This is a genomic window from Mycolicibacterium stellerae (assembly GCF_003719305.1).
Classification (GTDB): domain Bacteria; phylum Actinomycetota; class Actinomycetes; order Mycobacteriales; family Mycobacteriaceae; genus Mycobacterium; species Mycobacterium stellerae.
In genome coordinates this window covers 1-10,261 of record NZ_RARC01000044.1, presented here as the reverse complement: position 1 = coordinate 10,261, position 10,261 = coordinate 1, and the positions used below count along the sequence as shown (strand labels likewise).

The 10,261-nt window shown below is 66.5% G+C and carries 12 protein-coding genes; 7 read left to right on the top strand and 5 right to left on the bottom strand.

Annotated features, from left to right (window positions below; all coding sequences use genetic code 11):
• Positions 1-26 precede the first annotated feature (26 nt).
• A complete protein-coding gene (locus D6M19_RS31770) occupies positions 27-956 on the bottom strand; it encodes a DUF389 domain-containing protein (RefSeq protein WP_123029282.1) in 930 nt (309 codons plus the stop codon).
• A 144-nt stretch (positions 957-1,100) separates the two neighbouring features.
• Here D6M19_RS31770 and D6M19_RS31765 point away from each other — a divergent pair, with 144 nt between their 5' ends.
• Complete coding sequence (locus D6M19_RS31765; RefSeq protein WP_123029281.1) at positions 1,101-1,517, top strand: lipoprotein LpqH; 417 nt, start codon at positions 1,101-1,103, stop codon at positions 1,515-1,517.
• Between the two features lie 4 nt (positions 1,518-1,521).
• The gene (locus D6M19_RS31760) at positions 1,522-1,896 is read left to right on the top strand and encodes an MmcQ/YjbR family DNA-binding protein (protein ID WP_123029280.1); all 375 of its coding nucleotides are present in this window, start codon (positions 1,522-1,524) and stop codon (positions 1,894-1,896) included.
• Here D6M19_RS31760 and D6M19_RS31755 read toward each other — a convergent pair.
• A complete protein-coding gene (locus D6M19_RS31755) occupies positions 1,893-2,369 on the bottom strand; it encodes a winged helix-turn-helix transcriptional regulator (RefSeq protein ID WP_123029279.1) in 477 nt (158 codons plus the stop codon). The two genes, D6M19_RS31760 and D6M19_RS31755, sit on opposite strands and share 4 nt — an antisense overlap.
• 95 nt (positions 2,370-2,464) lie before the next feature.
• On the opposite strand from D6M19_RS31755, the gene D6M19_RS31750 reads away from it, so the two are divergent.
• Positions 2,465-3,646: a thiolase family protein gene (locus D6M19_RS31750; RefSeq protein WP_123029278.1), complete on the top strand. Its 1,182-nt coding sequence runs from the start codon at positions 2,465-2,467 to the stop codon at positions 3,644-3,646.
• Between the two features lie 79 nt (positions 3,647-3,725).
• Positions 3,726-4,631: an NmrA family NAD(P)-binding protein gene (locus D6M19_RS31745; RefSeq protein ID WP_123029277.1), complete on the top strand. Its 906-nt coding sequence runs from the start codon at positions 3,726-3,728 to the stop codon at positions 4,629-4,631.
• Here D6M19_RS31745 and D6M19_RS31740 read toward each other — a convergent pair.
• Together D6M19_RS31740 and aspS are read right to left on the bottom strand one after the other, a co-directional pair.
• Positions 4,600-5,031 carry a nitroreductase family deazaflavin-dependent oxidoreductase gene (locus tag D6M19_RS31740; protein ID WP_123029276.1) on the bottom strand — a complete coding sequence of 144 codons (432 nt, stop codon included), beginning with the start codon at positions 5,029-5,031 and terminating at the stop codon, positions 4,600-4,602. The two genes, D6M19_RS31745 and D6M19_RS31740, sit on opposite strands and share 32 nt — an antisense overlap.
• A complete protein-coding gene (gene aspS, locus D6M19_RS31735; protein WP_123029275.1) occupies positions 5,028-6,803 on the bottom strand; it encodes an aspartate--tRNA ligase in 1,776 nt (591 codons plus the stop codon). The genes D6M19_RS31740 and aspS overlap by 4 nt, the downstream gene beginning before the upstream one ends.
• A gap of 78 nt (positions 6,804-6,881) precedes the next feature.
• Between aspS and D6M19_RS31730 the strand changes: the two genes are divergently transcribed.
• From D6M19_RS31730 to D6M19_RS31720, 3 genes are read left to right on the top strand one after another with little or no spacing between them, the layout of a single operon-like run.
• Positions 6,882-7,769 carry an oxidoreductase gene (locus D6M19_RS31730; RefSeq protein WP_123029274.1) on the top strand — a complete coding sequence of 296 codons (888 nt, stop codon included), beginning with the start codon at positions 6,882-6,884 and terminating at the stop codon, positions 7,767-7,769.
• 18 nt (positions 7,770-7,787) lie between these two features.
• Positions 7,788-8,285 carry an SRPBCC family protein gene (locus D6M19_RS31725; protein ID WP_123029273.1) on the top strand — a complete coding sequence of 166 codons (498 nt, stop codon included), beginning with the start codon at positions 7,788-7,790 and terminating at the stop codon, positions 8,283-8,285.
• 30 nt (positions 8,286-8,315) lie between these two features.
• Complete coding sequence (locus D6M19_RS31720) at positions 8,316-8,816, top strand: SRPBCC family protein (protein ID WP_407665429.1); 501 nt, start codon at positions 8,316-8,318, stop codon at positions 8,814-8,816.
• Here D6M19_RS31720 and D6M19_RS31715 read toward each other — a convergent pair.
• Positions 8,813-10,261: carboxylesterase/lipase family protein (locus tag D6M19_RS31715; RefSeq protein ID WP_164478793.1), on the bottom strand; the 1,449-nt coding region annotated here is incomplete at its 5' end. The genes D6M19_RS31720 and D6M19_RS31715 overlap by 4 nt on opposite strands.

Here is a 10,261-nt window from a genome sequence, read left to right as displayed (position 1 = left end):
ACGCAGCGGACCGCCGCATCGCGCGATCACCCCACCGGGTGCCAATGCCGTCGCTCGGCCAGCCCTCGCAACCAGAGCACCGCCACCCCCGCGAGCACGATTCCGAGCAGGTTGGTCGCCAGTTGAGCGGCCGACTTGGCGGCGATATCCCAATCTCCGACCGTTGCCGCGACAACCGCAAAGCCCGCCGCGGGCACGGTCGTCACCGAGATGAAGACGCCGACCAGGGCGGCCGACTTTGCCGAGACCAACGACAGCATGCCTGCCGCACCGGCAAACAGCGCGACGATGAACGAGAGCGGCCCGACCTGAAAGATGAAGTCCACCTCGTTCAATTCGCGGGTGCTCGTCACCTCGATCCAGCCGATCGCCTCTCCCGCCAGCACGCCGAGCGCGGTGACCAGCATGGCGATCGGGAACCCGACCAGCAACGCCAGCGCAGCGCGGCGGGCCAGATACGTCTTGCGGCGTACCAGCGCGACGGCCAATGCGGCCAGCGGGCCGAATTCCGGCCCGACCACCATGGCGCCGACCACCGTCACGGGCGAGTCGGTCACCACGCCGACGGCAGCGATGAGGCAGGCCAGGGTCAAAAACGTCATGTACGTCACGTTCAACGAGGATTCCTCGCGGGTCCTGGCGGCCAGTTCATCCCAGACCACAGCGTCGGCAGGGTCGCCCTCGGCCCTCTCCTCGGCCCGATAGGCGCGCGTCGACAACACGGTGTCGACGACGTCGAGGGTGATCGCCCCGCGCTCCTTCACGCCCAAAGACTTCAACGCACCGAGGACGTCGTTGGCACATTCGCGGGCGATGTCGGCGGTGATCTCGTCGCCCACCGGGTCTCTTGCGGCGTCGGGGTGAACCACCAGAGAGGCGACGCCGGGATTATCGGTCAGGGCGTCGATCACCTCATCTCGCAACTCGGCAGGTGCGATGACGCGTAAGTGCAGCATTTTCGGCAGAGTAGTGACATTCACCGCTGCGCACGGCATCGCCGACCCTTGATCGGACAATTTGGCGCGACTGTCCCTTCGCCGACGCCCGCTGCTCTACTGTCACCTGTGTCGCCGAGTTGGTTCCTAGAGGGGGATTCACATATGAAGCGCCGGTTCCTCGTCGCAGCCGCTGTCCTCGTCGCAGCCGTGGCTGGCTGCTCGAGTCCCCCCGCGGCACTGGGTAACCATGACGCCAAGGTGATGATCAACGGCAAGGCCACCAACGCGCTGCAGCCGGTGACCTGCAACCAGACCGGGCGCAGTTGGACGATCGCGACCGTCGACAAGGAACCCGGGTTCACGGCGACCATCGAACTGGGTGACGAGGTGAAAGCGCAGACGGTGGAGATCCGCAATCTGGGCAATTTCACCGGCACGTACTGGGACGGCAACCTCGGTAAGGCCAAGGCGAAGGTTTCTGAGGGCAAGTTCAGCGTCAGCGGTGAGGCGCAGGGAGCGTTCGCCGACAAACCCAACCAGAGCACCACTGCCACGTTCGACATCACCACCGACTGCTGAGCCGGTGGCGTCCTGGGCAGACGTGGCCCGTATCGTCGCCAAGCTTCCGGAGACGACCGAGCCGACGCCGCGCAACTGGCGGGTCCGCAAGAAGCTGATCGCGTGGGAACGCCCGCTGCGCAAGGCCGACTACGAAGCGCTGGGCGCGGCCGCGCCCGACGGCGACATCCTCGGTGCCCGGGTGTCCGATGAGGGCGTCAAGTTCGCGTTGATCGCCGACGATCCCGGTGTGTTCTTCACCACGCCACACTTCGACGGCTATCCGGCCGTGCTGGTGCGGCTGGCCCAGATCAGCGAGCCCGACCTCACCGAGCTCATCACCGACGCATGGCTTGCGCAGGCGCCGAAGACTCTGGTCAGGCAGTTCCTCGCGGGCTAGTTGCTTGTCCTTGCAAGTCGCACCCCGAGTTCGTCCGCAGGAACCTTGTGGTCCTTGGTGCAGCGGATCTCGACGGAAGCGTCTGCTCCGCACTCCTGGTGGAACAGCCGCAGCGGCGAGCGGTTGGGCAGATGGCGGCGTCCCCATTCGAACATCGCCCAGACGACGGGCATGAACTCGACGCCCGACGGCGTCAGCACATATTCGTCGCGGGCGCGCTGGCCGGGCTCCTTGTAGGGCCGCCGCGTCAGCAGCCCGGCGTCCACCAATTCGGTCAGCCTGGCGGAGGCCGCCGCCCGCGTGATGCCGACCCGCGTGCAGAAGTCGTCGAAGCGGGTCGTGCCGTAGTACGCCTCCCGCAGGATCAGCATCGCCGACTTGGTGCCGAGCAGCGCCATCGTCTTCTCGATGGGGCACTCGCCCACCGCCGACCATGCGGAACGATCGGCCAGCCTGCCTTGCAGAACTGTCATGGAATTCACCCCATCTCTGAGTTGTTCTAAGTATACCCAGGTGGTATAGCTGAGTTTAGGAAGGTTTACTCAGCGTGGAGTCACAGGAGGCAGAAATGGCCGGATATCTAGGCCGCGACGCGGTCATCGTCGGGGCGGTGCGGACCCCCATCGGGAAGGGCAAGGTCGGCGGAGCACTCCATGACGTGCTGCCGGTCGACCTGCTTGCGCACAGCCTGAAAGAACTCGTGGCCCGCACGGGCGTCGACCCCACCGAGATCGACGATGTGATCGCGGGCGCCGTCACACAGGTCGGTGACCAGGCCGTCAACATCGCCCGCAATGCGTTGCTGGGCGCCGGATTCCCCGAGTCGGTGCCTGGCACGACCGTCGACCGCCAGTGCGGCAGCAGCCAGCAGGCGATCAGCTTCGCTGCGCAGGGCGTGATCGCGGGCGCTTACGACATCGTTGTCGCCGCCGGTGTCGAGTCGATGGGTCGGGTGCCGATGGGCTCGAGCGTGCTGCCCGGCAGCGACCCGTTCGGCGCGATGGCCCAGCGCTACCCCGACGGCCTTGTGCCGCAGGGCATCAGCGCCGAGTTGATCGCCGCCAAGTGGGGTTTCTCGCGGCAACAGCTCGACGAGTTCTCGGCGGGGAGCCACGAAAAGGCCGCCGCGGCAACGAAAGAGGGGCGCTTCGACAACGAGTTGGTGCCGATCGCCGGGCTGGCGACCGACGAGATCATCCGACCGGGCACGACGATCGAGTCGCTGGCGGGCCTGAAGCCGGCGTTCTACAACCCGGCCTACGAGGCCCGCTTCCCACAGATCAATTGGGAGATCACCGCGGGCAACTCGTCTCCGCTGTCGGATGGCAGCGCTGCGGTGCTCATCACGACCTCGGAGGTGGCAAACCGGCTCGGCCTGCGACCGCTGGCCCGCATCCACACCGCAACCGTGGTCGGGTCGGACCCGCTTTACATGCTGACGGGCGTCATCCCGGCCACCGAGAAGGTGCTGCATCGGGCCGGACTCAGCCTCGCCGACATCGACCTGTTCGAGGTCAACGAGGCGTTCGCCCCCGTGGTGCTGGCATGGGCGCACGACACAGGAGCCGACCTGGCGAAGACGAACGTCAACGGCGGCGCTATCGCGATCGGGCACCCGCTCGGCGCCAGCGGCGCGCGAATCATGACCACGATGGTCAACGCGTTGCAGCAGCGTGGCGGTCGCTACGGATTGCAGACGATGTGTGAAGCCGGTGGCATGGCCAACGCCACCATCATCGAACGCTTGTAAAACAAGAGCCGGTTTTGCGCTCAGGGTCGTGGTCAGGTGCCTTCTGCGACCCTGAGTGCAAAATCAAGAAGGAACCGTCATGACGAGAATCCTGGTGACGACAGCCAACGGCGATACCGGACGCCCCATGGCCGAGTACCTACTCGAAAGGGGAGTCCAGGTCAGGGCGATGGTCCGGGCCGACGACGCTCGCGCTCAACGCCTTCGCGACAAGGGTGCCGAAGTGGTATTCGGTGACCTGCTGACGTTCCGCGATGTTCGTGCGGCACTTGACGGTGTGCAGCGTGCTTACTTCAACTTCCCTGTCGGCGAGGGACTTGTCGAAGCGGCAGTCATGTTCGCCCAGGCGGCGAGAGAAGCAACTCTCGAACTGATCGTCAACATGTCACAAATCCAGTCGCGCCCTAAGGCCAGGAGCAAGGCGACGCAGAACCATTGGCTCTCAGAGCAGGTCTTCGACTGGTCGGGAGTGCCGACCACGAACCTGAGGGTCACTTTCTTCATGGAGTGGCTGACTTATATCGCCGGGTTGATCCGATACGGGCGCTACGTGATGCCGTTTGATGCGGACAGTCGCTTCGCCCCGATCGCCGGACGCGACATCGCATTAACCGCCGCCACCATCCTGGCCAATCCCGAGGGGCACGGCGGTCGCACCTACACATTGACCGGGCCCGTTGAGTACAGCCATCAGGAACTGGCCGCAGAGGTCAGCCGCGTCCTTGGGCGGGACCTCCCGTTCGAACAAGTGACGGTAACGACGTTCCTGGATCTGCTCGGCATACCTGATGACACGGCCAAGCTCAGACACTTCGAGGCGGTGACGATCGACCAACGAGAAGGGCGCCTGGCAGGCGTCAGCGATGCAGCAACGACAATTATCGGACACCGTCTGCGCAACGTCGAGGACTTCATCGTCGAACACCGCTCGCTATTCGAACTCGAAGACGAAGTCAGGCCCTCTGCAGCTCGAACAGCGGGATGACGCGCGACGTCTTCGACTGGTATTCGCCGAAACCCGGTGCGGCCGCGACGACTTTCTCGAAGAGCTCGTCGCGCTCGGGACGCGGCAACTCACGGCTGACAACGTCGTAGGCGTCGGTGCCGACCTCGATATGCGCGCGCGGGTTGGCCCGCAGATTGTGCACCCAGTCGGGGTTGGTGTCGGCCCCGGCCTTGGAGCCGATGATGATCAGCTTGCCGTCGACGGTGAAGCAGGCCAGCGGCGCCAGTCGCGGCTGACCCGACTTGGCGCCCGTCGTCGTCAGCAGCAGCAGGTTCGCGTCTGCAAACTGGCCGCCTACCTTGCCGCCGTTGGCCCGGAACTCCTCGATCAGGTTCTTGTTGAATTCCCGCATGAAGTCTGCGCTCGGTATTTCGCTCATTTCTCGTCCAGCTTCTGCGGCTTGGCATCTATTCCCGATTCCTTGCGCTGCAGCGGCGTGATCGGCGCGGGCGCGTCGGTCAGCGGGTCGACGCCGCCGCCGGACTTGGGGAACGCGATCACCTCGCGGATCGAGTCGGTGCCGGCAAGCAGCGCCGTGATCCGGTCCCAACCGAACGCGATGCCGCCGTGAGGTGGGGCGCCAAAGGTGAAGGCGTCCAACAGGAACCCGAACTTCTCGGAGGCCTCGTCGTGATCGATGCCCATCATCGCAAAGACTCGCTCCTGGACATCGCGACGATGGATACGGATCGACCCACCGCCGATCTCGTTGCCGTTGCACACGATGTCGTAGGCGTTGGCCAGCGCGGAACCCGGATCGGTGTCGAAGGTGGCCTCGGATTCCGGCTTGGGCGAGGTGAACGCGTGGTGCACGGCCGTCCAGGCGCCGGAGCCGAGGGCGACGTCACCCGAGGCCGTCACCTCGTCGGTGGCCTCGAACAACGGAAAATCGACCACCCAGGTGAAGGCCCATGCGGCCGGGTCGATCATGTCGAGGCGCTTGGCGATCTCGATGCGGGTGGCGCCGAGCAGTGCGCGCGCCGTCTTGGCGAAGCCTGCGGCGAAGAAGATGCAGTCCCCCGGCTTCGCGCCGACGTGTTCGGCCAGCCCGTCGCGTTCGGCGTCGGTGAGGTTCTTGGCAACGGGCCCGCCGAGCGTGCCGTCCTCGGCCACCAGCACGTATGCCAGACCCCTGTGGCCGCGCTGCTTGGCGAACTCCTGCCAGCCGTCCAGCGTGCGCCGCGGCTGCGACGCGCCACCCGGCATGACGACCGCGCCGACATAGGGCGCCTGGAACACCCGAAACGTGGTGTCGGAGAAGTACTCCGTGCACTCGACGAGCTCGACGCCGAACCGTAGGTCCGGCTTGTCCGAGCCGAACCGGCGCATCGCCTCGCCGTAGCCGATCCGCGGAATCGGGGTCGGCAGGTCGTACCCGATCAGCGCCCACAGCGCCTTGAGGACCTTCTCGGACACCGCGATGACGTCGTCGGCGTCGACGAAGCTCATCTCCATGTCGAGCTGGGTGAACTCCGGCTGCCGGTCGGCACGGAAGTCTTCGTCGCGGTAACAGCGCGCGATCTGGTAGTAGCGCTCCATGCCCGCCACCATCAGCAGCTGCTTGAACAACTGCGGGCTCTGCGGCAGCGCGTAGAACGAACCCGGTTGCAGCCGCGCGGGCACCAGGAAGTCTCTGGCGCCCTCCGGGGTGGACCGAGTCAGCGTCGGCGTCTCGATCTCGATGAAGTCGTGCTCGGCAAGCACACCCCTGGCGGCGGCGTTGACCTTGGACCGCAACCGAATTGCGTTACCCGGCCCCTCCCGCCGCAGGTCGAGGTAGCGATACTTCAGCCGCGCCTCTTCGCCCGCCGTCTCGTCGAGCTGGAACGGCAACGGCGCGCTCTCCCCCAACACCGTCAACGCCGTCGCGTTGACCTCGATGTCACCGGTGGCGATCTCCGGGTTGGCGTTGCCCTCCGGCCGGATCTCGACGACGCCCTCGACGGCGATGCAGAACTCGGCGCGCAGCCGGTGGGCGGCCTCCAGCACGTCGGCTTCACGGAACACCACCTGCGACACCCCTGAGGCGTCGCGCAGGTCGATGAAGATCACGCCGCCGTGGTCGCGGCGGCGCGCGACCCAGCCGGCCAACGTCACCTTCTGACCGGCGTCGGTGGCCCGTAACGAACCGGCGGCATGGCTGCGCAGCACGAAAAATCTCCCTGGGAATGGCCTGACGAGACGACTGCCACAGTGTAGAGGCCGCGAATCCGCCGGTAGCTTGGCCGTATGGGTAGCAGCATCGCGGTCGTCGGCCCCGGCGCGATCGGCTCGACCATGGCCGCACTGCTGCACACCGCAGGCCATCAGGTGCTGCTGTGCGGGCACACACCGCGCGACCAGGTCGAGGTCAGACCCGACGACAGGGATCCGATCGTCGTACCCGGGCCGGTGCACACCGATCCCGCCGAGGTGGATGGCCCGGTCGACGTGGTGCTGCTCGCGGTCAAGGACACCCAGAACGCGGGTGCGGCTGGTTGGCTGGCCCGGCTCTGTGACGACCGCACGGTGGTGTGCGCCCTGCAGAACGGCGTCGAGCAGGTCGAGCGGGTGGGTCCGCTGTGCCCGTCGTCAGACGTGGTCCCTGCGGTGGTGTGGTTCTCCGCGGAGCCGCACCCCGATGGCTGGGTTCGCCTTCGCACCGGCGTCCGCCTGGTGCTGCCCGAGGCGGACGGCGCGAACAGGCTCGCCGATCTGCTGCGCGACACGGAAGCAACCGTCGAACTCGACCCCGACTTCGTCAGCGCGGCGTGGCGCAAGCTACTGGTGAACGCGCTGGCCGATCTGATGGTGCTGACCGGACGCCGCGCGGGCATGTTCCGTCGCGACGACGTCGCGGCGCTGTCGCGCCGATATCTGGCCGAATGCCTGGCCGTCGCCCGTGCGGAGGGCGCCAACCTCGACGACGAGGTGATCGACGAGATCGTCGGCATGTTCGCAAAGGGGCCCGAGGACATCACCACTTCGATGCTCACCGACCGCGAAGCGCGAAGGCCGCTTGAATGGGACATCCGCAACGGGGTGATCTCACGGAAGGGTGCCCGGCACGGCCTGTCCACTCCGATCAGCGACGGCCTGGTGGCGCTACTGGCGGCGGCGAGCGACGGTCCCGGCTAAGGTCTTGCCGTGCCGCAGATGTACCCATGTGAGCGCGTCGGCCTTGAACTCATCGAGAGCGCGCGCTTCCGCTCCACCAACTCCGTGGACTTGAACGTCACCCCTTCGCAATTGTGGCAAGTGCTCGAGGACGCGGAATCCTGGCCGCGCTGGTCGATGCTGACGAAGATGACGTGGATCAGCCCGCGGCCGTACCAGGTCGGCAGCACACGCGCCATCGAGATGCGCGGCGGAGCACGCGCCGTCGAGGAAGTCATCGCGTGGCACCCGCAGTCCCACTTGGCTTTCCGGATGAACCAAATCTCGGAAGGCATAGCGGGTGCATCCGTCGAGGAGCACCGCATCGAGGCGACTGCACAGGGTTGCCGGCTGACGTGGACGCTCGCGCACGACCCGAAGGACCCCCCATTGTTGGACAAACTGATCGCGAAACGCGTGATGAATCACCAGTACCGCCAATACCTGGCCAAGCTTCGCCAGTACACCGACAGTCGGTTCGGCAGGACAATCTATTAGGCTAGACACCGTCCTCTACTGTGTATGGCCATGAAGCCATGCGAACGGGTCGGGTTGGATTTCGTCGACAGCGCGCCGTTTCGTTTCGTCAGCACCGTCGACCTGCCCATCACCCCCGAACAGGTGTGGGAGGTGCTCGACGACGCCGACTCGTGGCCGCACTGGGCGACGGTGATCACGAAGGTGACGTGGACCAGCCCGCAACCGCACGGTGTGGGCACCACCCGGGTCGTCAACATGCGTGGCGGCATCACGGGTGATGAAGAATACGTTGCCTGGGAACCGCACGTGCACATGGCATTTCGGTTCAACGAGGCCTCGAGCGGAAGCATCGCCGCATTCGCCGAGGACTACCGCATCACGCCGACAGCGGGCGGCTGCCAGCTGACCTGGGTGATGGCGATGAAGCCCAACGGCGTGGCCGCGCGGCTGGGGATGACCCTCGGGCGGCCGGTGATGTCGTGGCTCTTCCAGAAGTTTCTCTACAACCTGCGCGACTACTCCGCGAAGCGATACCCGGCGTCGACCTAGTAGAGGCCGGCCCACGCCTTGCGACGCGCGCTGTCGGGGTCGGAGACCACCTTGTCGCGGGCGGAAAGGATGATCCGGGTCAGTCGTCGCTCGGTGTCGTACATCGGCCAGTCCTGACCGCTCGACCACTCGATCTCGCCCGTCTCCCACCCCTTGGCGGAGAAGTCCAGCCAAGCCCGCTGCATGCGTCTGCCGACCGGTGGCTGCAGGCGCCGCCCCAGCGGGTGCATCTTGCGGCCGAGGAACGAGCCGTAGCTGTGCTGGACGTGGACGATCTCGCTGCCGTGGGTGGCACCGAGCCCGAGCAGCCGCAGGCTGAAGCCGAAGTGGTCGAACCGGTACATGTGCGTCGGTGCATGCGCACTGTAGGCGTCGGCGAACGCCCAGGCCGGTGCACCGAACATGACGTCGGAGCCGAACGCCACCAGCTCCCGTCGCCGCGGATAGTGCAGGTAGGCCGCAAGCAGTCGCTCCCTCGCGTCGGGTGCGACCCGGTTGATGTATGCATCGATCGACGCCTTGGTCGTGGGCAGCATCGGTGGCTTGGTCCAGGCGAACATCGACGCCTCGTGACTGTTGGTGCCGATGATCAGCGGAATCTTGGCCACCCTGCCCGCGCGCGCGGCATCGAGCGGGTGTTCGGGCAGCAGGTCGACGCCATAGGTCAGCCCGTAGGCCAGTGTCGGCGTTGTCGTGGCGCTCTTCAGCTGGATCCGGCCTGCGGCGCGCCGCAACTGCCGTTGCGGCAGGGCCTTGACCTCGTCGGCGCGCACGCCTAGTCGCGCCAGGAACTCGTGCGCGCGTTTGGCCCGCGTCTCGCGGTCGGCGATCAACGGCAGCGCGGGACTCTGCGCGATCGCGCGCCGGAAGAGCCCCTCGGCGGCCGGACTGGCCAGCAGCGCGAGCACGGACGATCCGCCTGCGGACTCGCCGAACACGGTCACCCGGTCGGGGTCACCGCCGAACGCCCCGATGTTCTCCCTGATCCAACGCAGCGCGGCCAGCTGGTCGCGCAGTGCGAGGTTGTCGTCGAACCCGTCTCCGAGATCGCTGAGTTCGAACCCGCCGAAAACGCCTATCCGGTAGGTGATGTTGACCACGACGACGTTCCCGTTGACCGCAAGGCGCGACCCGTTGTACAGCTGGAACTGGCCCGCGCCGAACACGAAGGCGCCGCCGGGAATCCACACCATCACCGGCAGGGACGCGCTGGTGTCGGGTGACCACACCGTCAGCGTGAGGCACGCCTCGTCGCGGACCTTCGGGTCGTCGCGGCCACCGCCGACGAACGACTTGCTCTGCGGTGGCAGCGGTCCGTGCTCGACGGCATCCCGCACCCCGGTCCACGGCTGCAGCGGGGCGGGCGCCAGAAACCGTCGCTGGCCGACCGGCTGCTCGGCGTACGGGACACCACGCCAGACCCCGACCCCACCCTCGGTCGTGCC